Origin of the sequence: Paenibacillus sp. FSL H3-0469, assembly GCF_038051945.1 — a bacterium.
Taxonomy (GTDB): Bacteria; Bacillota; Bacilli; order Paenibacillales; family Paenibacillaceae; genus Paenibacillus_AQ.
The window spans coordinates 3142187-3166151 of the sequence record NZ_CP150302.1; the positions used below are offsets into that span (position 1 = coordinate 3142187).

A 23965-nucleotide genomic window follows, 5' to 3' on the forward strand; every position below is an offset into this window, starting at 1 on the left:
GCAGGCTGCCCCTCGCAGAGTCCTTTACTCTTTTGCCCGGGACAAAGGTTACAGGTTAGTGCAGCATCAGACAGCCAAACGGCTCGATCTCCACAAGAAGCTTGCTTGAGCTGCGGATGGTCAGTCCGCTTAACAGCTCGGTCAGCACTTTGGTGTCCGAACGGTAGGCAGGCAGCTCCAGATGGTAGCGGTTGGGGGAGTTATTGATAATTAGCCCCATCCGATCCTGCCCGCTGCGCCGGACATACCCAAGGATACCCCGCGTCTCATCTGTGAACCAGGGGCGGAAGGCCCCCCGGCGCAGCACCTCATGCTCTGTTCTCAGCGAGATCAGCCGCTTGTACCAGTCCAGCAGTCCGGTATGCTGTTCCTGCTCCTCCCAGAGCATCGGCCGCCGGCAATGCGGGTCTGTAGCGCCTTCCATTCCAACCTCATCCCCGTAATATATCATCGGCAGGCCTATATAGGTCATCTGAAAAAAGACAGCCAGCCGCATCCGGCTCATCGCCGTAGCTTCCCGGTCCCAACCCCGGCCCCCCTCCTTGCAGGCGGTCAGGAAACGCAGTGTATCGTGGCTGCCCAGCAGCTGGAACATCGCCGAGTTGGCCTGATCATTGTACAAGGCCTCCTGATGCAGCAGTTGCTCCATGAACCGGGCGGGGCCAGCGGTCTGTGCCGCAAAAAACTCCAGCACCGCATCCCGCAGCAGGTAATTCATGCCGCCGTCGAACTGGTCTCCCCGCAGCCAAGGCCCGGAAGCATGCATAATCTCGCCGATCAGCAGCAGGTCCGGGAATTCCGCCTTCAGCTCCCGCCGCAGTCTTGTCCAGAAGGCCGGAGTCACCTCGTTGGCCACATCCAGCCTCCAGCCGTCGATCCCCGCTTCCCGCACCCAATACCTGGCTACGTTCATCATATAATCCGCTACCTCGGGATGATCCATATTCAGCTTAGGCATACTCGTCTCCGCCTTGGCGAAGGTCTCATAGCCGGGAGCCGGCGTAGTACTGACCGGGAAGGAATGGATGAAGAACCAGTCCTTGTAGCGCGAGGCTTCTCCATGCTCCAGGACATCCCGGAAGGCAAAAAAGGTATCGCCGGAATGGTTAAAGACCGCATCCAGCAGAACCTTCATCCCCAGCCGGTGTGCAGTCCCGACCAGCGTCTTCAGATCCTCAAGCGTCCCGAATCCGGGGTCTACCTTATAGTAATCGGAAGTATTGTACTTATGCCCGGAAGGCGATTCAAAGATAGGCGTCATATAAATAGCAGTTACGCCAAGCTCCTGCAAGTATGTAAGCTTGTCAGTAATGCCTTGAAGCGTCCCCTGATGGTAGCTCTCGGGATAAATCTGGTAGACTACAGCATCTGAACTCCAGGCAGGCAGCGCGATGGCGTGCGGGCGGTGAATATAGGCATACTGAAAGGCACCCGCCTGCTCTCTGTTCTCTGAGCTTCCCCGCTCCCCGTACCACATGTATTCGCCTGCCGGATTCCCGATGTGGAACAGATACCGGCATTTGCCAGTCCCGGCCGGAACCAGGGCTTCATGTATGTCATACGCTCCGGCACAGCCGACCCGCTCCATCTCCTGCGGAAGCTCATGACCGGGTGAATCGTAACGGTCAGCGTGGACAACCGTACAGGACAGGGACTGTCCGCTCTGCACGAATAGTCTGAGTTTAAGCAGGCGGGGGCCTGCCGGGAAGGCGAAGGGGTCCTCCGCTGTGTGATATACGAATAACCGGTTAAGCATACTGTATAGTCTCCTTTTATGCCGCATAGAGCAGCTTCAGCAACTGTGTTATTATGACAGGTAGAACAAAGTTCGCCATTAGGGCGCACCATACCGTAAGGACGGGAGGGAAAGCTATGAAAGTTACCATTAAGGATATCGCCCAGGCAGCAGGTGTCGCGAAATCCACTGTATCCAAGGTCATGAACGACTCTCCCAAAATATCCGAGGAAACGAAGGCCCGGGTCCGGGACATCATCAAGCAGATGAACTATACCCCGAGCAGCATCGCCACCGGACTTGCCAGACAGAGCAGCAATACGATAGCTATCCTGATAGATATGTCCAAGGAAAGCGAGTTTCTCAATCAGTTCTTTTATAACATTATCGGCGGGGTGGAAAGCATCATTGGTCCTCTGAAATATGAGCTGACCATTGCCAATATCCAGCATGACCATGCGGAGGGGCACTTCCTGCAAAGGCTGGTGCTGAATAAGCGGGTGGACGGCATTATCGCCAACACCTCGGTGCTGACTCCTGATCTGTGCGCGGAGCTGAACCGGCTTCAGTTCCCCTATATCTCCATCGGTGAGATCAACGCTCCGGGAATCTGGGTCGATTGCGACAATGAGCTGGGCGGATTCATGCTGACCCGGCATCTGCTGGACCAGGGCTACCCGTCTGTGGCCTTCATCGGCGGTGAGAAGGATGAGCCCCTCTTCCTGCGCCGTGCAGCCGGCTACCAGCGGGCACTCGGCGAGGCGGGAATGGCTGTGGATAGCGGCTGGATCATCAATGGCCGGGCGGCCCAGGAGGATGGCTATCAGGCAGCCAAGCAGTTGCTGCAAAGTGCGAATCCCCCCGGCTCCATCGTCTGCATGAGCAACTTTTCTGCTTACGGTGTGCTGCAGGCGGCCCGGGAATTGAATATCTCCATTCCTTCACAGCTGGGCATTGCCACGTTCGATGAATACCCCTTGTCTCCCTACACCACTCCTCCGCTGACTTCACTCGATATGGATACCTTCCAGCTCGGCGCATCCGCAGGACGGCTATTGATGGACAAACTGGATAACAAAGAAGCTGCCGTGAGCGGACAACTGCTGGAGCCGGAGTTGATTCCCCGGTTATCTTCCAAGCGAAGCGGCGGAGCTGCTGCGGAATAACTAACGAAATAACGGAATAGTAGACTAGCGGGAGGAAGGTACTCATCCCCTTTTAGGGGAAACCGGTTTCCTTAAGCTGAAAATACCACGCCCCCTCCTCAATGTCAATGTATATCATAGACGCAGAGACAGACAGAAGAACCCTTTCCAGCCCTGGAAGGGTTCTTTGCTTACCCGGACTCGCCCGAGCGGCAGATAAACTGGAGCACTTCATCCATCATCGCGGGACTCTCGCCGCTGTGGCAGACCATATGCCCGCTTTGCTCCATAATCAGCACCTGTTTGCGTTCCGAGGGAATCGTCTGCCGGAGATAGTCCGCACTTTTGAATCTCACCAGATGATCCCGCCTGCCCTGTACAATCAAGGTCGGCACCTCCAGCTGCGGATAGACCTCGAAGCTCTCACGAACCAGCCGCTGGAACTCCCGCGTGGCCCTCATGGGTGTAGAACCCCATTTGCTGAGATAATTCCGCAGCATCTCCGGACGGACCAGCGTGCGCAGAATCTCGGCCGGATTGAGCGGATACACCGGGGTAGACAACAAGGTGAGCGACTGAATCCGGGAAGAATACTGAACGGACAGCCGCGACGCAATCAGCGCTCCGGTAGAGAAACCGATCAGATGTACTTTGTCGGAGCTTGAGAATAGCTGCCTGAGCTCCTCCTCAGCGCTTAGCTGCCAGTCTCCCCGGCTTGAATGAAGCAACTCTCTTCTGCCGCCTCCATGCCCATGCAGGGTAAACATTCTGGACACATAACCGCTGCGCTCCAGAAACTGCGCAAGCGGAGAAATCTCGTATTCACCTCCGGTGAAGCCGTGTATAAATAGACAAGTCTCCATGTTTCCTCCTCCCCAATCCTCTAATCCATCCATTTATAGAAAAATAAACCTTAACTATCCTGAAGTCAAGTGGGCACGGCTCTGACGGCTTTTTCGCGATGGTAGCGTTTCAGCGGGAAATAGAGGGATAACGCATAGCGTGAATATACCCACCCTTACAATTTCAAGCTCTACTCTCTGGGAGCTGCTATAGAGATACTACTGAAGCACCTGTCTGCTATCTCTCCCACCAGTTCAGGCTTAAAGCAGATATAATTGTCCCGACTGCCGCGCTTGAGGAGCTTACGCTGATGCTGATGACATTGTTCGGAGGGACGATAATGCTGCCGGTAAAAGCCGGACTGAACACTCCCGGCGCAATCTGAACATTCGCCAGCACAGTGCCCCCGGAAATAGCTGCGGTGGAGGACTGGACCGTCATGGAACTGGCTGCTGGGCTGGCCAGATTATTATTCACCGGAGTCACCGTGGACGGCGAGGATATCGTCCCTCCTTTGACAAGGGTAAAGCTGCCTGAGATCGAGGTCAGCACCGAGGTGCCGCCGATACTGCCGCTGATCCGGGACAGATACAAGGTCCGGCCGCTGCCCGCAGGATTACTGATGCGGACCGAAATGACAGCCGAGAGGAGCGACAGCACGATCGTTGCCGAGTTCGAGGCGTTCGCCGAGAATAAGACGGCTGCCTGCGAAGCGCTGATCTCCGGCGGGGCGCTGATGTCCGGTGCACGGAAGGTGTTCGTCATTTCCACATAGACCGGCTGGTCATTGTCATTGATTACATAGTTATTGGGCATGGTTCATCCTCTCCCCTTCCACTCTAGAATTCCCACCAGCTGATATTTCCCGTTGCCGCAGTACTCCCGGATGCAATCGTTACCGATAGCGTGAGCGAGTTGCCGGGAGGCAGAATAAGCCTGCCGTCCATATTAAGGATGACCGGACCTAGGGCCAGCAGCATTGACATTAATGTCGCCGGAGAACCTGTAGGCGCAGCCGTTGCGGTCCGGGCAGTACTGACGCTAGTGACCGAACTCCCGAAGTTATAGTTAACCGGAGTAACAGTAGAGCCCCCCACCGTCGCATTACGCAGTAGTGTTAAAGTGACCGACGCTGTGCCCGTGCTTGCGATAATGCGGGAGATATATAAGGTACGTCCGCTGCCGCCGGGATTAGCTACCTGCATGACAAGCGGGGTGGAAGTACCCACCGTGGAGGCAAACGGAATTCCAAACAATAAACCTGACATCGCGGCTCCCGCTTCAGGCAGAGTATCAATCCCGGGTGCAATATAGGTGTTAACCTGCTCGGTATACAGCGGCTGGCTGTTCTGGTTAAATACAGTCTCATTCGGCATATTCTCACTCCTTCTGTCGGTCTAGCATATTTTCATAGTATGCGGGGCTGTCCGGCAGGTTGTTTGGCGGCTGCGTATTTTTGCAGAGTTAACCCAGTCATTCTCTTAAAAAGCTCCATATCCTAATATCACACCATTCGAATGGTTCCTGCCTAGCTACACGTTCCTCCCTCTATGAACCGGCAGCCTATACATGCTTAAGGACCCAGACGACGGTTTGGGTCTTTTCATGAGCAGGCTGACGGCAGAAATTGCCCACAGAAAGGATGACTCATGTTGCCAAATTTCAGTTCATTTCAGGCTAATCCGGACAATCTGCGCACACTTATTTTCGGCCGGGACCCTTCAACTCTGATCGACCGCCCGCTCACCACCGATGCCAGCGGGAACCTGACCACCGTCATCTTGAACGGTACGATTACTAGCGTGCTTGGTGCAACTATCACTGCTGGTACTCTATCATCCGCTGGTACTGTGACGAACCTGCTAGACGGTACGATTACTAGTGTGCTTGGCGCGACTATCACTGCCGGTACATTAACATCTGCTGGTACAGTGACTAACCTGCTAGACGGTACGATTACTAGTGTGCTTGGCGCGACTATCACCGCCGGTACATTAACATCTGCTGGTACAGTGACGAACCTGCTAGACGGTACGATTACTAGTGTGCTTGGTGCAACTATCACTGCTGGTACTCTATCATCCGCTGGTACTGTGACCAACCTGCTAGACGGTACGATTACTAGCGTGCTTGGTGCAACTATCACTGCTGGTACTCTATCATCCGCTGGTACTGTGACGAACCTGCTAGACGGTACGATTACTAGTGTGCTTGGTGCGACTATCACTGCCGGTACTCTATCATCCGCTGGTACAGTGACTAACCTGCTAGACGGTACGATTACTAGTGTGCTTGGTGCGACTATCACTGCCGGTACATTAACATCTGCTGGTACAGTGACGAACCTGCTAGACGGTACGATTACTAGTGTGCTTGGTGCAACTATCACTGCTGGTACTCTATCATCCGCTGGTACTGTGACCAACCTGCTAGACGGTACGATTACTAGCGTGCTTGGTGCAACTATCACTGCTGGTACTCTATCATCCGCTGGTACTGTGACGAACCTGCTAGACGGTACGATTACTAGTGTGCTTGGTGCGACTATCACTGCCGGTACTCTATCATCCGCTGGTACAGTGACTAACCTGCTAGACGGTACGATTACTAGTGTGCTTGGTGCGACTATCACTGCTGGTACGCTGAGCAGCGTAACCTCTATCTCTCAGCGCAGCTTCGTTGAGCTGCCTACAACGGCAATTGCCACTTCGGATACCTATACACCGCTGCCTGCCAACAATACCAGTGTCCTTGGGACCTACTCCTACTTCATTGTGAACACCGGAGCCAATCCGGTGAATACACGGGTCGAGATCAGTGCAGACGGAACCAACTATTTCGTCGATACGACTGGAGACAACCCGCTGGCAGCAGGCTCTGTAGACGTAATTGTGCCTGCCCGCTTCCTGAAATACACCCGACTCTCTTATCAATCCGCGACGCCGGGTGCAGCTTCTACGCTTAATGTTATTTTTGATGCACAAGGAACGTAAGCCTAGTTTCCGTCATACGATGCAGAAGCCAAGAGTGCATGGGTACCCATGTACTCTTTCCTGTGCGGTATTCCGCATCTACATAAGACGGCAGCGCTTATACATGCTTATTTTTGCAGAATACCCGGAGGAACTAAGGCCCGCGAAGGAGGAACAATCTTGAATCTATCTGCCAAACCTACACTCGGAGTGCAGCTCATTGTCAACAATGAAGCCGAGCTGCTCCCCCGTTGTCTAGCCAGCTTGCAGGGCGCTGATGAAATCATCGTTGTCGATACCGGCTCAACCGACCCGTCCGTGGAGATCGCCCGCAGATACGGGGCAACGGTCATCGAAGCCCAGTGGAACTATCATTTCTCAGAAGCAAGAAATACCGGTCTCTCTCATGCAACGAGCAATTGGATATTGGTCTTGGATGCGGATGAAATCCTTCAGACCTCCATAGAGTCAATCAAGGAGATTCTCAAGGACAGCACAGCCGAAGCCTACACGGTACGCATAGAGAACCTGCTGGGTAACAGGCCCGAAGATCGTCTGTATCACCATCCTGTGCGGCTGTTCCGGGGTGGGCGGGGCTATCTTTTCAGCGGAAGAATTCATGAAAGTGTTGAGTCCTCTATTCTTACAAAATATGGGTCCGCCGCCATCGGGGCCAGTCCAATAGAGATTCTTCACTTCGGCTACCTGCCCCCGGTCATGAGCGCCAAGCATAAAATCAGCCGCAACGGGCAACTGCTGCGTCTTGCGCTTGCAGAAGAGCCTGACGATGTGTTCACCCGTTATAATCTGGCGGTCAACTGCTGTCAGGACGGACGGCTGGAGGAAGCCGGAGAACTGCTGCGCCAGAGTCTTATCCTCGCTCCGCTTCAGGCCTCTTACCGTCCCTCGATCGTTCGTGATCTGTGTACAATGGATCTGGAGAGCGGTCATGTAAAAGCGGTCGACAGCCTGCTAACCCGTGAGCTGACACGTTATGGAGATTATCCCGACCTGCATTACATGCAGGGCCAGTCCTGGGAGAGCCAAGGATTCTATGAACGCGCCGTCCAGTCTTACCAGCACGCCATAGATACCTCGTCTGCCCCGGCTCCGCGCAGAGCATACGTCACTGAACAGGGCATGGACAGCTTCCGCCCGCTGCACCGGATGGGGGCCATTTTCCAGCAGCTCGGGAAGCAGAAGGAAGCCGCGCAGCTGTACCATCGTGCGCTACAGCAGCACTCCCTGTATCTCCCCGCTCTGGAGGGGATCGCCTCTGCTTTTCAGGAGCTGGAGGTGCCGGATGGAGAGATTGCCGCACTCTTGATACAGCTAACCGGTACAGCGCAGCGTGCTGCAAGAACTGCAATTATCGGAACATTGTATCGGCTGGACGCTTATACGGCGATTGCAGAGCTGCCGCCCGCCGTCTGCCCGCTGGAAGAGGACACCTTGCTGTTCCTGCTGTCTTCCTGGATCATTACCGGAAAATATCATATGTTCAGGAAGACCGCCGCCCAGCTGCGGGCTAACCCCACCCAGCTGTCACCCGAAGGCCTAAATGCGGAGACTATACGGCAGCTCTGCCTGCTTGAGGCCGTCTTAACCTGGGAGCTGGGCGGGAAGCTGCAGGAGGAGCTGTGGCTGCAAACACCTGTGGAATTGCGTTCCGCAATGCTTGAGATCGAGAAGGAGTTGTCTCTTGATTCGTCTGAGCCGCAGGCAAAAACCGCTCCCTCCGGGGACTCCCAACTGCTGGCCGAGGTCATAAGGCTCGCTGTAAAGCACCAGTTCATCGCACTGGGCAAGCGGCTGGTTGAACGGTACCCGGCACATACACGCACTCTGGCAGAGGCACTTTATGAGGAAGGCTGGCGTGCAGAGGCGGGGGAACTATTCATCAACCTTGCAGGCAGCAAGGAAGCTTCAGGCGCAACCCTGCGGTATCTCGGAGAGCTGCTCATAGATAAAGGACATTATGCGGAGGCTGCGGGCTGGTACCGGCTTGCCTTGGGGGAATCCCCTGCAGACGATGCCGTCAGCACCGGACTGGCGCTCTGTTATCTGTATCTGGCAGAGCAGCGGCTCGCAGAAGCTGTAGAACGTCTCCAGGCGGCGGGACAGCAGGCTCAGGGTCCGCTTCAGGAGGACAGGGCAGCGGTTGCCCAATCCATCGCGGTGCTGCGCTGCACCCCCTGGCATACGAAGTGGAATTACACCCAGCGGCAGAGAGGAGCGGATCTGAGCTTATGACCACGAAACCACAGCAACCGCTGATTTCCTTGTGCATGATCGTCAAAAATGAAGCCGACAACCTGGCCCGCTGTCTCCGGAGTGTGCGCGGGACTGTGGATGAAATCATCATTGTGGACACCGGTTCAACCGATGCCACCCGCCAGATTGCCCGCAGCTTCGGTGCCCGGATTATCAATTACCCGTGGAACGGGGATTTTGCCGCCGCACGCAACGCCGGTCTGGCCCTGGCGCAGGGCACCTGGATTCTGGTGCTGGATGCAGACGAAGAGCTGGAGCCGGGCAGCCGGGAGGAGCTGCTGGTGTGCGCGAAGCATACGGAGTATGAGGCTTTTTTTGTGCGGATTCATAATCATCAGGGGACGGAGCGCGCTTCGCAGACACTTACGGTCAACCCGATCCTCCGGATGTTCAAGAACCGCCCGAATTATCGCTTCAGCGGCATTATTCATGAGCAGATTGCGGCTGTCATTGTGCAGGAGACCCCAGATGCCACGATGCATATGGGCACCGTCATTGTCCATCACTACGGCTATGCCGACGGGGTCGTGGAGCGGAAAGACAAAATCAGCCGTAATCTCGGATTGCTGAAGCAGCAGCTGGAGGAGAGTCCCGGAGATGCTTTTCAGCATTTCAATCTGGCGGTTGAATATATGCGGCTGGGCGATTACGGGCAGGCGCTGGAGCATATCGGCACCTCGCTGAACCTGGCCAAGCCGGGTACCAGCTATGTTCACCTGCTCTATAAATACAAAGTCCGCTGCCTGGCGGTAACCGGTGATTACCCGGGGGCGCTGGAGGCCTGCGGGCAGGGAAGCACGCTTTTCCCGGATTACTCCGATCTTCACCACCTCAAAGGTGCGCTGCTGCTACAGGTGTCTGCCTTAGCCGAAGCCAAGACCGCGCTGTGCCGGGCACTGGAGATTGGAGCCTCCCCTCCCCTCTACCATACGGAATCCGGGTTAGGCACCTATCTCACCCACACGCTGCTGGGGCAGGTCTGCCAGCAGATCGGCGAAGCGCATGAAGCGGCAGCCTGCTTCACCAGAGCAGCCCAGCTCCAGCCGGACCCCTGGCCGCTGATCCCGCGGCTCACGCGCCTGTTCAAATGCACGTTCCGCGAGCCAGAGCTCCACGGCTGGCTGGCCGGGCAGCTGCCCGGCATCCTGACAGAGCAGCGTCAGGATCTATTGCGCCTGCTGGTATCGGATGGCTGCTATACAGCGGCGGCTGATATGCTTGGGGGCGGGATCGCCGGTGCGGGTGAGATGGACGGTACGGCGCAGAGTGTGGGAGTGATGGAAGCGGCGGTGCGGGATGCCGGTGAGACGGACGATACGGCGCAGAGTGCGGGAGTGATGGAAGCGGCGGTGCGGGATGCGGGAGAGGTGGATGGTACGGCGCAGAGTGCGGGAGTGATGGAAGCGCCGGTGCAGGATGCGGGTGAGATGGATGGTACGGCGCAGAGTGCGGGAGTGATGGAAGCGCCGGTGCGGGATGCGGGAGAGGTGGATGGTACGGCGCAGAGTGCGGGAGTGATGGAAGCGGCGGTGCGGGATGCGGGAGAGGTGGATGGTGCAGGGCCGGAGGTGCCGCCTACCGCTGATTTGTTGGAGCTGATGCAGCGGGCGGAAGCAGCTTCCGCAGCGGAGCTGGGCTACGATGATATTACCGGGCTGCTTAATCATCCTGCAGTTGTCCTAGCAGACCGGAACACCTCACTCCCCTTATCTGCTATTGCTGCGGCTGTGCGGCCCTGGATTCTTTTGGCTGACAAGGTTCTGGCTGGACTCGCAACCTCAGCCCTATATTCACCGGCGGCTGCGGCAGCCCGTCTCACACTACCACTTCCCAGACCAGCCGATTAGAATGTCATCAGATGACCGTACATTTAAACATCCGCCGGTTCTTCCTTCTCCCCTTTTTGGGCAGATTTAGTTGTACAGACTACAGCTATCTAATGAAAGTGTGCTTTATCGCGGGTTTTAGGTGTACGCTCTGCAACTACCTCTTTCTAGTCCATTTTATCAGGAGAGTGCCGGTGTGACTGGTCGCTGGCGGACTGAGGATCGTTTATTTTGGAGAAAACGCATGATTCGGAAGAGTTGCGGACTCCACGGCGCTTAAAGACGGATCTGCTGCCCAAAATCATCGGTTAGAGAGACAATAGGGCCCTCTCAGTCCGCCACTCTGTAAAAAGTACTGTTTTTGGGGAAATAACGGCTCCCCAGTCCGGCAGGAATATACCCGCTCCGCTTCTGTGCACTCCCGCTTTTTCAATCAAATACTGTTAGAAAGGAGCTTACAGACCATGGATACTCCCGGAATCTCGCTCTGCATGATCGTCAGGAATGAAGCGCAGCATCTGGAGCAATGCCTGCAGTCGGTTCAGGGTTTGGTCTCGGAGATCATTATCGCAGATACCGGATCAGAGGATAACAGTATGGCTATCGCCCACAGGTTCAGTGCCCGGGTGATCCGGCTGCCCTGGGAGCACGATTTCTCCAAAGCCCGTAATCAGACCCTACAGCTGGCCTCCTACGGCTGGATTCTGGTGCTGGATGCAGATGAAGCCCTTGCTGACTGGAAGGCGGAGGAGTTAGTGTGTCTGCTGGAATCGGAGTGTGCAGACGGGTATTTCCTGCCTTTTATCCATTATGTGGGAGAGGGCTCCGGGCGCGAATACGTGACAGACAATGTGTGCCGGCTTTTCCGTAATGATTCACGTATTTGTTTTCGCGGCAGCATTCATGAAGAGGTGGCCTCCAGCATCTGGAGCCTCCCCGGCGGACATATCGCTTATGCCCATCTGCCTGTGCACCATTACGGCTATTTGGATGATGAGCTTCAGCGCAAAAATAAAGCCAGCCGCAATCTGGAGCTGATCCACACCGCTCTGCGGCTTGAACCGGACAGCGTTCCTCTGAGGTACGCACTGGGCACGGAATATTACCAGCAGGGACAATATCAGGCAGCGGCAGATCTTCTCCTGCCACTGTTAGAGGAAGCCCCGCCAGACTCCGGGTATACCGCTGACCTGTATCTTAAGACAGCCTTTGCCCTCCAAGCGGGCGGGCGGCCTGCGGACGCGGAGCCTGTCTATCAGGCGGGGATTGGGCTGTACGCAGATTTCACCGATTTGCTGGAGAGCTATGCGGGGCTGCTCATGGAGCAAGGGCAGGCATGGCAAGCTTACCCTCTGCTTCAGCAGGCGCTGGACAGCGGGGATACCGCGCACAAATACCCCTCCTCCTCCGGCAGCGGAACCTACCGTACCCGCCTATTCGCCGGGCGGGTCTGCGAGCGGCTCTTCCTCTACGAGGAAGCGCTGGAGCATTACAGGCAGGCGATCGGCTACTCGCCTGACGATCTTGCCGCCTGGGAGCAGCTGGCCACGCTGTGCCTGCTGTCCGGGCAAGCGGACCAGCTGACGGTGTTCACGCGTCAGCTGCTCCCTGCCCTGCCCCGGCGAGTGCTGAGCAGGCTGGTGCCTGCCGCACTCAATGCCCGCGCCGCCCCGTGGCTGGCGGCGCTTCACGCAGCACCGCATCTGCCGGAGGATATCCGGCAGGTGCTTGAGGTGCTGCTGCGGACGCTGTTCCGGGACCCGGAACAGCCCGGGGCCGCATCCGCCGGGCTTGCGCGGATGCGGGGGGATGCGCCGGATAACCCTTGGGTATCCGGCTATCTGTGGGCCTTGTCCTGCCGCAGCGGCGGAATCACCGCGGCAGGACAAGGCTTGGGGCGGCTGGCGGAGCTGCCGCCCGGGCTCGCTGCCGCGCATCGCCGGCTCGCGCAGCAGCAGGCCAGCCCGGCGGAGCATGGTGCCGATGCGCAATCAATCTCTTCATCTCCAGCAGGGGGCTCCATTCATCCCCCCGTTATCAGTAGCTTCGCCGATTCGGAACACCGTGCAGACACACCGCTTAGCTTTGCAGATTTTTCTTACGCAGCACAACTGCTCCTTCAGGCAGGTGCTTGGGATACATTACTCCTGCTTGGCAGGCCCACTAGCGCTTCACGCTTTCTCTGGAGCAGACTTCCCCTGCCACTGCTGCGGGGACTGCTGGATGCACCTGTTTCTTTTAAAATGCAATGGTGTGCGGATTACATCCGGCAATCACAACACCATAGCCTTCCTGGTGATGTTGCGGAATGGCTGCTCTATGCAGCCATCGCCCAGTCTTGCGGGCAGGTGCCGCAGCTTACGTCCACCGATGAACAGACACTGCTGCAATCCGGCAGCGCTGCCGCAATCACTGGCCTCAGCTATCACATGCTCCTTCTTGCGGCGGAGGTTCACCCACAGGGCAACATCTCCGCTACAGGCAGCATTCCGTGGCTGCTGCTTGTAAAGTCGGCGCTTCAGAGTGGGGATGACAGAGATAACAATGTCTGAAGCTACAATTGACTTCAGCGCTCACGGAATCTTTTACAATATTTAGTTTACTCATTCTCTTAAAACACTCATAGAAACGAAAAACCCTGAGGGATAGCTCCCTCAAGGTCAACTTTAAAACTTTCTGCTCAGTTATAAATATTATACTCCTTAGCAATTACCCACCCATTAAGACCATATGAAGCGGAGATCACATAATAGTTGTAATTCTCATGCAGTAAATATTCAAGCAAATCCTCACTTTTTTCATAATACATCGGCCAAGCGGAGTCTTTTTGCTTCTCTAACAACTCCTTGTTATCTTTGACAAATGAATTTATTTCAAATTGGCTAATATCAAGAAGAATACTCCCTGGCAACTGCGTTTCAAACATATGCGCCAAGACATCAATGAACTCAATCATGACGGAAACTGAATTGTCTTTGCCGCCCAATTTCATTATCATGAATACTTTGCACCCCCGTACCTCCCAGTGAAAATCCTGCTCAAAATACAACATTCCCTTGCTCATCCCGGCTATATTCCAATATTGTTGCATAAAAATCAGGATTTCTCATCCTCCAAACGCTTAGCGGGGGTAATTCTTGCATTTTATACAACAACCCTATCAAATCCCCGGATATCCAGGTCGCCGGGTTGCATTATGTACAACATTTTGGGAATACAGCGATGAAAAATATTAGTTAATTGACGCGTTCCTCCAGCACCACGGCAAAAGAGGCCCTGCCATAAGCCAAGGCCTCATTCCTCCTGTATTCACCTACGATAAGTCGACATCCTTACCATCTATCCGTCATCCTTACCGGCTTGATAACGCCTGCACCGAATTCCAGCCGGTCAATACATAACATGCGGTTGCCCGGCTCAGGATCGCCGATGATCCGGCGGTGGTAGACGATCAGCCATTCATCCCGCTCGGGCAGATGCAGATATCCGTGATGGCCGGGGCCTTCCGCCACCGGCTCCTGTCTCTCCAGGATCGTCCCATGGTTCGCGAAAGGTCCCAGCGGACTTGCGCTTACACCATAAGCGACCCGGTAGGTCCCGTTGGTCCACCCGCCCATTGACCACATCAGGTAATAAAGGCCGTCCTTCTTAAGCATACACGGCCCCTCCACATAACCGGGCGGAGTAACGGAACGGATGACCTCTCCGTCCGGGAACGGAACAAACCCCGTCATGTCTTCATTCATCCGGCCCACATTGCAGTGTCCCCACCCGCCGTAATACAGATAGACTGCGCCGTCTTCATCCTTGAACAGATGAGCGTCAATCGGCTGCGCGCCATGGATGAACCGGCCGATCAGCGGCCGGTGGAGATACCCCCGGTAAGGGCCTTCAGGGGTATCCGCCACGGCAATCTCCAGTCCCCCGGCTTCGCCGTCCTGCTGAATATCATTCGAGGCAAAGACCAGATAATGACGGCCGCCCTGCTCAAGCTGGGTCGGGGCCCAGACCGCTCTCCAGATCCAGGGGAAATCCTCCATGGCGATAATGCTCTCATGCTTCTGCCAGTGAATCAGGTCATCCGAACTGAAGGCATCCAGATTCATCTGCCGTGTATATTCTGTGAATGATCTGGTGGCATAAATATAATGCCTGCCCCCATAAGTTCTGGCCTCAGGGTCAGCATACCAGCCTGAGATCACCGGGTTCGTAATTCCGCGCAAGCGAATCTCCTCCTTTGCTCTGCACTCGTACGTACAAGCAGCTGATTGTATTTCCTGCAATAGAAATCGCATAGCTGACCGTAAAATAAGATTCTATTGTATTTCATACAGTGGAATGTTGGATTTTGGGTGAAAAATGGCCATTTTTCAATATTCAATTGTACCGAATACAATAGATTCTATTTTAAAGTCTTTTTTGCAGTATTCTAGTGTACATAATGCAGTTGCTACCGTTCCAGCGCCTACAGTATCCCGATGACTGCTGCGGAACGAGGCACTGAGTAGCTGCGTTCATAGCGAATAATCAGAGATACACGTATCCTTCGCACCCTAATCAAGCACAACACCCCTCCGCAAGCGATAAGTTAAATTAATTATGACACGTTTAAAGCTGATGTTGCACCAGCGGATTCAAAATCTATACAATCCGCGATCCTCCTGCTCCCGAATCCAGACCTGCATGAAGCCGGGCTCCCGGTTATCCCACGAGTAATAGGGGATGAACCTGAGCGGCCTGCCATCTTCATCCCGGCTATGCAGCACCGTTACCCCGCCCAGCAGCTCCGGCAGGTGCTCCACCCGGAACTTAGCCCCGGCCGGAATGGAGAAGGTATCATAGGAACGCCCGGGGTGATCCGTCTGCTCCAGGCAATAGACCACCGGTCCCCGCTGAACGGCGACCCGGCCCCGGTCTGCCTCGACCTCCGGCTTGGCCCGCACCCGGTTCACAGACATCTCCAGCTCAAGCACTACAGTATCTCCCGGCGACCAGGTGCGGTTCAGCACAAGATAGCCTTGGTCGATGCACTCTTCCGCCCGGGCGGTATCGGCGGTACCCTCGCCTCCTGCCTTCACCTCCAGCCGGTATCCCCTGCACCAACCCGGCACACGCAGCCGGATACTGAACCGGGCATTTGCGGCAGGATTCACTTCAAGCACCATCCGGCCCTGCCAGGGATACCGGGTGCTTAGCTTCAGCCTGACGCCCAGCCCGCTGGCAAGCACAAGCTCCGCTTCGCTGTTCATATATTGATTCACCGCCAGGCCATCTTCTGTTACAGCATAGGCGTATTGGCCCAGGGAAGGCAGAAAGCGGGCCAGATTGGTCGGACAGCAGGAGGTTTCGAACCAGGGCACACGATGATGCCCGCCCTGGGAAGCCAGCGGATTCTCATAGAAATACTGATCCCCGGACAGGGAGATGCCCGACAAAGCGCCATTATACATTTCACGTTCTACGACATCGGCATATTTGCCGTCCCCGAACGTCAGATTCATCCGGTGATTCCAGAACACCATGGCAATAGCGGCGCAGGTCTCGCAATAGGCTGTCTCATTGGGCAGGTCATAATCGGAGGTGAAGCCTTCATTGTGCCTGGACGGCCCGATGCCGCCCGTTACGTACATATTGCGCTCCACCGTATGTGTCCAGACCCGGTGCAGAGCCTCCGCATAGGCGGAATCGCCGGAAGCATGGACAATATCCGCCATGGCCGTATACAGATATACCGCCCGGACGGCATGGCCGGTGACCTGCTTAATCTCGCGGACGGGAACATCGTCCTGGCAATAGGCCGGTCCCCACTCCGGGTTGTCCCAGATCGCGCCCGAGCCGTGCCCATGGCCGCGCTCCTCCAGCAGCCATAAGGCCAGCTTCCAGTAGCGCTCGGTCTGTGTGGCGCGGTACAGCTTCACCAGCGCCAGCTCGATCTCCTCATGCCCTTCCACCCAGTGCCGCTTGCCGGGGCCGAACACCCCGTCAACATGATCGGCCAGACGGCAGGCCACCTCCAGCAGCGCACGCTTGCCGGTGGCTTCATAGTAGGCAACTGCCGCTTCGATCAGATGGCCGCCGTTGTACATCTCGTGCTTCTCCATGTCCGTCCACTTGCCCTGCGGATTCTCCAGGGTAAAGTAAGCACATAGATAGCCGTCTTCTTCCTGCGCAGCCGAGATGAGCCCGATGATCCGGTCCGCCTCAGCCTCCAGCGCCGCATCCCGCTCTGACATCAGCGCATAGGCAACACCTTCAAGCACCTTGTAGACATCTGAGTCATTATAGTATTTGCCTTCGTAATGCCCTTCCAGCAGTCCTGCGGCTTTGGCGAAGTTCCTGATGCGGCCGGTCTCCTCACACTTGGACAGGCAGTCCGGCAGTGTGGTCTGCCGGAGCACCTTCAGGCGCGGCAGCCAGAACTGATCATCTATGGTGACTCTAGTAAAAGACACGCCCTGCCAGGCATGAATCCTTGCTTGTTGCTCAGCCATTTCCGTTCCCCGCCTCCTTTATCCTTTTAGTCCCGTTAAAGTGATGCCCTCCAGGAAATAACGCTGTCCGGCCAGAAACACAATGACACAGGGCAGAACGACGGTCGCCGAGGCCGCCATCAGCAGATCCCACTGCGCGGTATAGGTGCCCTGGAACATTTGCAGGCCCAGCGCGAGGGTGAACCATTTGTCGCTTTTGAGATAGATCAGCGGGCCCATGAAGTCATTCCACGACGCCAGAAAGCTGAACAGGGCCACCACGATAATCGCCGAACGGCTCAAAGGAAAAATAATCCGGGTATAGATCTGCCAATAATTCGCCCCGTCTACATAGGCAGCTTCATCGAAATCACGCGGAATGCTCAGATAGAATTGCCGGAGGAGGAAGATGTTGAAGATTCCCCCGCCGAAGTAAGCGGGCACAATCAGCGGATACAGCGTATCGTAGAATCCGATCGCCTGCCAGCCGAGAAAGCTCGGGATCATCGTGACGGCCGCCGGCAGCATCATGCTGGTCATCAGGACCGCGAACACCGCATCCCTGCCCTTCCACGGAATCCGCGAGAACCCGAAGGCTCCAATGCTGCTCGTGATTACGGTCCCAACCAGTACAGTAACCACGATAATCAGAGTGTTCTTGAAGAAGATATCAAACGGCAGCACCGTAAGCGCCTTATGGAAATTGCCCCATTGAAACGGCTTCGGTATCCATTCGGGGGGCATGGTGAATATCTGTGATAAATTCATCAGCGAGCTGCGGATCAGCCAGACAAACGGAATGATGAACATACCGGAGATCAGGATCAGTGCCCCGTAGCCTGCGGTAAGTGAAAGCTTCGATGGCCTCAAGCCCGGTCCCCCCCTTCGTAATACACCCATGACTTCGAGGTTCGGAAGACGATGAAGGTGAAGAACAGAATAATGACGAACAAGATCCAGGCCAGCGCGGACGCATAGCCCATTTCGGCATCCCGGAAGCCCGTTCTCCACAGATAAAAGACATAGAAGAGACTCTGGTTATTCGGTCCGCCTTGCGTCAGAATATAAGCTTCATTGAACACCTGAAAGGACCCGATAATGGTCATGATGGTATTGAAAAAGATCGTGGGGGTGACCATCGGCACCGTCACATGGCTCAGCTTGCGGAACCAGCCGCCCCCGTCCACCTCAATCGCTTCGTAATACTGCCGGGGGATGCCGGAAAGTCCGGCGAGGAAAATAATCACCGTGCTGCCGATTCCCCATAGCGTGGTAAGTACGACCGAGGGGATAACGCTGCCTTCCCCGTACAGCCAGTTGCTGGTTGGCAGATGTAAGCGGCTCAGCAGCGAATTGATGAGGCCAAGATCGGGGTTCAGCAGCCACATCCAGATCATGGCCGAGGCCACCGCCGGAACAATGCTCGGCAGGTAGATAATCGTACGGAAGATAGCCCTTCCCTTCACATTGAGATTCAGCAGCAGCGCGATCCCGAAGGAGAGGAGAATTACCGCAGGCACACGCAGCACGACGAAATAGAAGGTTATCCCCAGTGATTTATAGAACAGCTCATCCTCACCTGAGAACAGCCGCATATAATTATCCAGACCGGTGAAAGCGGTCTGCTCTTTGAACACATTATAGTTGGTCAGGCTAAGCACCAGGCTTGCGATCATTGGACCCAGCGTGAAGATGGCAAACCCGAGGATGGCGGGGGCCGTGAACAGCAGCCCGTAGAACATTCCTTTTCGCATACTGGCCTCCAGTCTATTCCTTGATATCGCGGCGTCCCTTAATCTGGGCCTGGACCTTTGCCGCGATGGAGTCCATCGCTTCCTGGGCCGTCTGCTGGCCGAGCCACACCTTATCCAGCGCCGGGTTGACCAGGTCCATAATATTGTTGAAATTCTTCACATAGCCGGTCGGGGTCTGATGCCCTTTGGTCAGAATCACATCGACAACGGCTTCCTTATAGCCGGACGGTCTGGCGTCCAGATTCTCCGTCCATTTGGCCAACAGCGCAGGATCGGTATACCAGTCCTTGGGAGACGGCATCCAGGTTCCGGCGGTAAGCATGTCAATGGATGCTTCAGGGTCAAGCAGCGCCTTCAGCAGCTCCCAGGCCTCCTGGGGATGCTTGGAGGATTTGAAGATGGAGAACATGCCGCAGACCACCGTGGTAACCGGCTCTTTCATCACCGGCATGACCCCGACATTGAAATTGAACTTGGATTGGGCGAGGCCTGCACTTGCCCATTGCCCATCGACCGTCATCGCTACCTTTTTGGTCTGGAGCGCCACATTGGTCGCCGGAATGTTCTTGGACTGTACTGGTGAAGGGGATACATGATGCACATTCATCAGATCGGATATTTTCTGGAGCGCCTCCACCGCCTCCGGCTGGTTCAGCCCGAAGGTTTTGCCGTCTGCAGAGATGAAATCCCCGCCATTGGAATAGATGAAGTTGCTGTACACCCCCCACCAGGTGGAGATGTTTGCTCCATATTGCTTGATTTTTTTGGGATCGAAGTCCGGGTCTGCCGCTGTTTTTCCATTGGTATCCATCGTCAGCTTCTTGGCTACCTCCACGAATTCATCCCAGGTCCAGGCATCCGCCACATTCGACGGAGGAGGTTCAATGCCGGCGTCCTTGAAGATATCCTCATTGTAGAACAAGGCGAAGGATTCCGGTCCGGGGCCGATTCCGATCACATTGCCCGGCTCCAGGGAATAGGTAATATTGGGAACCAGCGTATCGGGACTAATCTCGGTATCCGTATCCAGGAATTCCTGAAGATTATAGAATTTGCCCTGCTCCGCCATTGGAAAAGCAATAGTGCCCGATTCCATCATGGCAATGTCCGGAACATCATTCCCGGCGACCATAGTCGTCAGCTTGGTATCATAATCAGCGGCAATATGCTGAAGCTCGACCTTAACGTTCGGATGCTTAGCCTCGAAATTTTGAATCGCTTTTTTATAAGGAGCCACTTCCTCCGGTGAGCCCCAGACCGTCATCCGCAGCTTAATATTCTCCTTCGATCCGGAATTTCCGGAAGACGCGGATGTGTCAGGGCTTGGTGTACCCGAGTTCGAGCACGCAGACAGCACAGCAGCAAGCATCAGAACCAGAGCCAATGTGATGAAGACTGATTTCCTGGGTTGCGACATATTCGGAAGCCCCTCTCGATTTCTAAGTTCAACGGGTTCATAGCTGCAGTCTATGATGCCTTTATTATAAAATATAAGATAGCGCTTACATAACCCTAATCTCTTTGGATTGGTGGACCAGGATTGGCTTATAGCGGCAAAGTAATCACTACCTTCGTGCCTGTTCCCGGAGTTGAGAAGATAGCTATCCCGTACTCGCCGCCGTAGGTCATCTGAATGCGGTCAATAGTATTTTTGATGCCCACAGAGGACGATTTCTCATACAGAATTGTGTGTACCGTCTCCGCACTCATGCCCCGGCCGTTGTCGGCCACCTCATAATGCCGGGTTCTGCCGTCAATCCAGCCGCGGATTCCAATGAGTCCGCCAGAGCCGGTCTGATCGAAGCCGTGAAGAATCGCATTCTCCACAAAGGGCTGGAACAGCAGTCTCGGCACATCGTACGCCAATAACTGCGGGTCCATATCATACTCCACGGTGAACTTGTCCTCGAAGCGGATCGACATAATATAGAAGTAATTACTCATCCAGCTCATCTCTTCGGACAACGGTACGGCGTCCCATGTCTTCCGGGAGGTATAATGCAGCATGTTGGACAGGCAGACAAGCATCCTGCTAAGCTCCTGCTGATCATTCTCAATTGCTGTCCAGTTCATCACATTCAGCGTATTGTACAGGAAGTGCGGATGCATCTGCATGTTCAGCGCCTGGATCTCGGCCTCCTTCTCCTTCAGCTTGATCTCGTAATTCTCCGTCACCAGCAGGTGAATCCGGTCATTCATCCGGTTGAAGCGCTGCGTCAGCACGCCGAACTCGTCATGGCTTACCACATCCACGCGGGTCTGGAAATCGCCCTCGCCCACCGATCTCATCGCGCTAAGCAGCCGCTTGATGGGCTTAGTGATTTTACCCGCAATGAAGTAAGCGAAGATCAGGGCCACAATCCCCATCACCACGGCCAGTACGGTAATAGACGTCCGGATCACCGGCACCAGGCTGCTCACCAGCCCTGCCTCCGGTATCCACACCACAGACATCCAGCCGGTCACCTCCGATCGGTCGTAGCAGACGATTACCGCTTCGCCGTCCAGCTTCATTCGCCGTGCCCCGCTGTTCTCCTGCTGCAGCTTGTCCAGCCCTGCTTCCTTATAGATCTGTGCAACCTGACCCGGCTCACTGCTGGCGACCACCCTGTCCTGCGGATCAAGCACCATGTAGCGCGAGTTCCCCGGAAGGCTGTCTGCATACAAGGATTTAAGCACCTCGGATTTGAAGCTTATGGCAAGTACGGGGCGTTCCACTCCGGCATCCATTTTGGCAAGCTTCGTATTGCTGAGATAGGTGAAATCCAGCAGGCGTGTAGCCGAGAAGAGATAACGGAACTCCAGATTTCCGCCTTGCAGATAGGGCTGGCTGAACATGGACGCGAACTCATAAGTCGGTATCCACACCAGCTTCCCTCCCGCCTGCCGGGCCATACGGTATATTTCCGATTGCGTCGGCTCTCCTTGAGGCAAGGGTTGTCCGAAGGTGAAGTAGGAGGTCCATAGCTGGTAGGCAAAGATATCCTGGTTCTGGGAAAAGGTTTTGCCGAGTACAGCCGTCACCTGCCGGTCGGCTGCGAACAGCTCCGCTTCATTCCTCGGGTCCAGCTGGCTGAAGATGCGGAACAGATCCTTGTCGAGGAACAGGGACATGCTGTTCTGGTCCACAATCCGCAGCTTGGTGTCCATAACTTCATTATTCTTCCTGACAATCTCATACACATTCTTCTGCGCCTGCTCTGTGATAATCTTCAGGCTGGTCCGGTAGAACAAAGCCCCCAGAACGAGCAGGGGAATGGCAATCAGCAGAATATAGCTGGCCAGCAGCCGGTAACGGAAGGTGATCTTCATGCCTCACGTTTCCTTTGCGATAGCACGTGCTTATAGGCTTTGGGCGACATGCCGTAATACTTCTTGAATACGCGGCAAAAATATTTCGTATCCTGAAATCCGCATTCCAAGGACACCTCATATATTCTGAGCGGCTCCCCGGCGAGCAGCACCTTGGCCCGCTTCATCCGGGCCGCCGTCACATGCTCAGAGAACGTTTTTCCCGTCCTGTTCTTGATCAGTGTACTGAAATAGGAGGGGTTAAAATGGAAATGCTCAGCCGCCCGCTCCAGTGTAAGCTCCTCCTTCATATGCTGCTGTATCCAGCTTAGGCATTCAGCGATCATGCTCTCCCCCTGATCCTGCCGGGATACGGTTAAGGCCAAATGCGTTTCCCGGAGTGCCTGCCCTAAATGGGCCACCAGCTCCGGGTACGAGCGGCATGAGCGGATAATCAGCGTAGCCGTACCGGTCAGCTTCTGCTGCGCCCTCTTATCCAGAATGTCCTGATGCTCATTCCGGATCTGCAGCAGCATAAGCGATGCCTGCTCCTTCAGCAGCATAGGGCTGGCATGTCCACCGTCCGCAAGCTGGCAGAGGGCTTCCACACAAGCTTTCAGTGCAAGCGCAGCATCATCCATTATCAAAGCCTCATAGACCTTGCTCCAGTCAGGAACAACCTCACGGGAAGAAGACCTGATCTCATCTGAAAACAGCAGCCCCTGCCGGAAATCATAGAAGTTGTAACTGTTGGCCATTCTGGCCGCCAGATAGGACTGCGGCGCTTCCTCCCGGAGAGAACGGCATTCCGGGCCGATCCCATGGGTGAGCTGTCCCGCATACGCCCAATCCGCCGCCAAAGAATGGGCGATGGACCGGGCCTCTTCCCGCTTGTCCCGGGTAAGGCCTTCCAAGGTAATCAAGGTAACTGCGGCAAGAGGACCATCCTCCTTCATACCGCTCAAGGGAATCGTGATGGCTTCCCCCCACCTGCTCCAGGCCTGCTCCAGAGCACGGATGAACACGCCGCTGTCCTGCCTCTCCCTGCTGTCCTGGCAGGAGTTCAGCTCCGAATACACAGCGACACCGCTCTCCCGCAGCCCATCATAACCGTCCAGCTCGTTCAGCTCGGCCAAGGACGCACTGCCGTTCAGCCAGGACAGCATGAGCCGGTTCAGGTAGGCGGAAGAAGCGAGCTTAAGCCGGTGCTGCATCTCTTCCTCTTCACGGCGCTGCCTCTGTTCCGCCGTCAGCAGAAGGTCGATCCGGCTTAGGACATCCGCAACCTGGTCAATCTCCACCGGCTTCAGCAGGTAATCATAAGCCCCATAATGGACTGCCTTCTGCGCATACTCGAACAGATTGTAAGCGGATACCATTACAACCCTGGTCCGGATAGCTTCAAGCTTAAGCCGCTCCAGAAATTCAAGCCCATCCATTCCGGGCATGCGGATATCCGTCAATATGGCTTCCGGGCGGTGGGCTCTCACCATTTCCATAGCCGACAAGCCATCCTTCACCGCAACCACCTGATCCTCCGGCCGAAGGCGTCCGATCAGATTGACCATCCCCCTCAGATGCCTGGGTTCATCATCCACAATCAATATTCTCATTCGTCTCAGCCTCCCAAGATCGCCTTACAGCCCCTGTCAGCC

The 23965-nt window shown here is 55.4% G+C and carries 17 protein-coding genes; 5 read left to right on the forward strand and 12 right to left on the reverse strand.

What is annotated here, in order from left to right:
• Nucleotides 1-55 precede the first annotated feature (55 nt).
• Nucleotides 56-1756 carry an alpha amylase N-terminal ig-like domain-containing protein gene (locus tag NSS83_RS13610; RefSeq protein ID WP_341184048.1) on the reverse strand — a complete coding sequence of 567 codons (1701 nt, stop codon included), beginning with the start codon at nucleotides 1754-1756 and terminating at the stop codon, nucleotides 56-58.
• A 116-nt stretch (nucleotides 1757-1872) separates the two neighbouring features.
• Here NSS83_RS13610 and NSS83_RS13615 point away from each other — a divergent pair, with 116 nt between their 5' ends.
• Complete coding sequence (locus NSS83_RS13615) at nucleotides 1873-2901, forward strand: LacI family DNA-binding transcriptional regulator (RefSeq protein ID WP_341184047.1); 1029 nt, start codon at nucleotides 1873-1875, stop codon at nucleotides 2899-2901.
• Nucleotides 2902-3071: 170 nt separating this feature from the next.
• Here NSS83_RS13615 and NSS83_RS13620 read toward each other — a convergent pair whose 3' ends face one another.
• From NSS83_RS13620 to NSS83_RS13630, 3 genes are all read right to left on the reverse strand, one after another.
• Nucleotides 3072-3743, reverse strand: coding sequence for an alpha/beta fold hydrolase (locus tag NSS83_RS13620; RefSeq protein WP_341184046.1), 672 nt, complete (start codon nucleotides 3741-3743; stop codon nucleotides 3072-3074).
• Between the two features lie 217 nt (nucleotides 3744-3960).
• Nucleotides 3961-4539, reverse strand: a complete 579-nt coding sequence (locus tag NSS83_RS13625; RefSeq protein WP_341184045.1) for a hypothetical protein — start codon at nucleotides 4537-4539, stop codon at nucleotides 3961-3963.
• A gap of 23 nt (nucleotides 4540-4562) precedes the next feature.
• The gene (locus NSS83_RS13630) at nucleotides 4563-5099 is read right to left on the reverse strand and encodes a hypothetical protein (RefSeq protein WP_076161517.1); all 537 of its coding nucleotides are present in this window, start codon (nucleotides 5097-5099) and stop codon (nucleotides 4563-4565) included.
• Between the two features lie 273 nt (nucleotides 5100-5372).
• Between NSS83_RS13630 and NSS83_RS13635 the strand changes: the two genes are divergently transcribed.
• The 4 genes from NSS83_RS13635 (at nucleotide 5373) to NSS83_RS13650 (ending at nucleotide 13347) form a co-directional block, all read left to right on the forward strand.
• Complete coding sequence (locus NSS83_RS13635; RefSeq protein ID WP_341348420.1) at nucleotides 5373-6716, forward strand: DUF6385 domain-containing protein; 1344 nt, start codon at nucleotides 5373-5375, stop codon at nucleotides 6714-6716.
• 159 nt (nucleotides 6717-6875) lie between these two features.
• Nucleotides 6876-8948, forward strand: a complete 2073-nt coding sequence (locus NSS83_RS13640; RefSeq protein WP_341348421.1) for a glycosyltransferase — start codon at nucleotides 6876-6878, stop codon at nucleotides 8946-8948.
• The gene (locus NSS83_RS13645) at nucleotides 8945-10816 is read left to right on the forward strand and encodes a glycosyltransferase (protein ID WP_341348422.1); all 1872 of its coding nucleotides are present in this window, start codon (nucleotides 8945-8947) and stop codon (nucleotides 10814-10816) included. The genes NSS83_RS13640 and NSS83_RS13645 overlap by 4 nt, the downstream gene beginning before the upstream one ends.
• A gap of 443 nt (nucleotides 10817-11259) precedes the next feature.
• The gene (locus NSS83_RS13650; RefSeq protein WP_341348423.1) at nucleotides 11260-13347 is read left to right on the forward strand and encodes a glycosyltransferase; all 2088 of its coding nucleotides are present in this window, start codon (nucleotides 11260-11262) and stop codon (nucleotides 13345-13347) included.
• Nucleotides 13348-13475: 128 nt separating this feature from the next.
• Here NSS83_RS13650 and NSS83_RS13655 read toward each other — a convergent pair whose 3' ends face one another.
• The 8 genes from NSS83_RS13655 to NSS83_RS13690 all read right to left on the reverse strand — a co-directional run bounded on the left by NSS83_RS13655 (nucleotide 13476) and on the right by NSS83_RS13690 (nucleotide 23923).
• The gene (locus NSS83_RS13655) at nucleotides 13476-13859 is read right to left on the reverse strand and encodes a hypothetical protein (RefSeq protein ID WP_341348424.1); all 384 of its coding nucleotides are present in this window, start codon (nucleotides 13857-13859) and stop codon (nucleotides 13476-13478) included.
• Nucleotides 13860-14127: 268 nt separating this feature from the next.
• Nucleotides 14128-15018 carry a glycoside hydrolase family 43 protein gene (locus tag NSS83_RS13660; RefSeq protein ID WP_341348425.1) on the reverse strand — a complete coding sequence of 297 codons (891 nt, stop codon included), beginning with the start codon at nucleotides 15016-15018 and terminating at the stop codon, nucleotides 14128-14130.
• Nucleotides 15019-15429: 411 nt separating this feature from the next.
• The gene (locus NSS83_RS13665; protein ID WP_341348426.1) at nucleotides 15430-17286 is read right to left on the reverse strand and encodes a beta-L-arabinofuranosidase domain-containing protein; all 1857 of its coding nucleotides are present in this window, start codon (nucleotides 17284-17286) and stop codon (nucleotides 15430-15432) included.
• 18 nt (nucleotides 17287-17304) lie between these two features.
• Nucleotides 17305-18075 carry a carbohydrate ABC transporter permease gene (locus tag NSS83_RS13670; protein WP_341185215.1) on the reverse strand — a complete coding sequence of 257 codons (771 nt, stop codon included), beginning with the start codon at nucleotides 18073-18075 and terminating at the stop codon, nucleotides 17305-17307.
• Between the two features lie 56 nt (nucleotides 18076-18131).
• Entirely contained in the window at nucleotides 18132-19019 is an 888-nt protein-coding gene (locus NSS83_RS13675; protein WP_340751821.1) for a sugar ABC transporter permease, read from the reverse strand.
• Between the two features lie 13 nt (nucleotides 19020-19032).
• Nucleotides 19033-20436 (reverse strand): sugar ABC transporter substrate-binding protein, encoded by a 1404-nt coding sequence (locus NSS83_RS13680; RefSeq protein WP_341184036.1) that lies wholly within the window; start codon nucleotides 20434-20436, stop codon nucleotides 19033-19035.
• A 128-nt stretch (nucleotides 20437-20564) separates the two neighbouring features.
• Nucleotides 20565-22331, reverse strand: coding sequence for a sensor histidine kinase (locus tag NSS83_RS13685; protein WP_341348427.1), 1767 nt, complete (start codon nucleotides 22329-22331; stop codon nucleotides 20565-20567).
• Nucleotides 22328-23923 carry a response regulator gene (locus tag NSS83_RS13690; RefSeq protein ID WP_341184034.1) on the reverse strand — a complete coding sequence of 532 codons (1596 nt, stop codon included), beginning with the start codon at nucleotides 23921-23923 and terminating at the stop codon, nucleotides 22328-22330. The genes NSS83_RS13685 and NSS83_RS13690 overlap by 4 nt, the downstream gene beginning before the upstream one ends.
• Between the last annotated feature and the right edge of the window lie 42 nt (nucleotides 23924-23965).

Bases quoted from the DNA above. Each gene is read 5' to 3' on its own strand.
- NSS83_RS13615 (WP_341184047.1), top strand. From the start codon at position 1,873: ATGAAAGTTACCATTAAGGATATCGCCCAGGCAGCAGGTGTCGCGAAA.
- NSS83_RS13630 (WP_076161517.1), bottom strand. From the start codon at position 5,099: ATGCCGAATGAGACTGTATTTAACCAGAACAGCCAGCCGCTGTATACC.
- NSS83_RS13625 (WP_341184045.1), bottom strand. From the start codon at position 4,539: ATGCCCAATAACTATGTAATCAATGACAATGACCAGCCGGTCTATGTG.
- NSS83_RS13620 (WP_341184046.1), bottom strand. From the start codon at position 3,743: ATGGAGACTTGTCTATTTATACACGGCTTCACCGGAGGTGAATACGAG.
- NSS83_RS13675 (WP_340751821.1), bottom strand. From the start codon at position 19,019: ATGCGAAAAGGAATGTTCTACGGGCTGCTGTTCACGGCCCCCGCCATC.
- NSS83_RS13655 (WP_341348424.1), bottom strand. From the start codon at position 13,859: ATGAGCAAGGGAATGTTGTATTTTGAGCAGGATTTTCACTGGGAGGTA.
- NSS83_RS13690 (WP_341184034.1), bottom strand. From the start codon at position 23,923: ATGAGAATATTGATTGTGGATGATGAACCCAGGCATCTGAGGGGGATG.
- NSS83_RS13680 (WP_341184036.1), bottom strand. From the start codon at position 20,436: ATGTCGCAACCCAGGAAATCAGTCTTCATCACATTGGCTCTGGTTCTG.
- NSS83_RS13685 (WP_341348427.1), bottom strand. From the start codon at position 22,331: ATGAAGATCACCTTCCGTTACCGGCTGCTGGCCAGCTATATTCTGCTG.
- NSS83_RS13635 (WP_341348420.1), top strand. From the start codon at position 5,373: ATGTTGCCAAATTTCAGTTCATTTCAGGCTAATCCGGACAATCTGCGC.
- NSS83_RS13645 (WP_341348422.1), top strand. From the start codon at position 8,945: ATGACCACGAAACCACAGCAACCGCTGATTTCCTTGTGCATGATCGTC.
- NSS83_RS13665 (WP_341348426.1), bottom strand. From the start codon at position 17,286: ATGGCTGAGCAACAAGCAAGGATTCATGCCTGGCAGGGCGTGTCTTTT.
- NSS83_RS13610 (WP_341184048.1), bottom strand. From the start codon at position 1,756: ATGCTTAACCGGTTATTCGTATATCACACAGCGGAGGACCCCTTCGCC.
- NSS83_RS13650 (WP_341348423.1), top strand. From the start codon at position 11,260: ATGGATACTCCCGGAATCTCGCTCTGCATGATCGTCAGGAATGAAGCG.
- NSS83_RS13670 (WP_341185215.1), bottom strand. From the start codon at position 18,075: ATGTTCATCATTCCGTTTGTCTGGCTGATCCGCAGCTCGCTGATGAAT.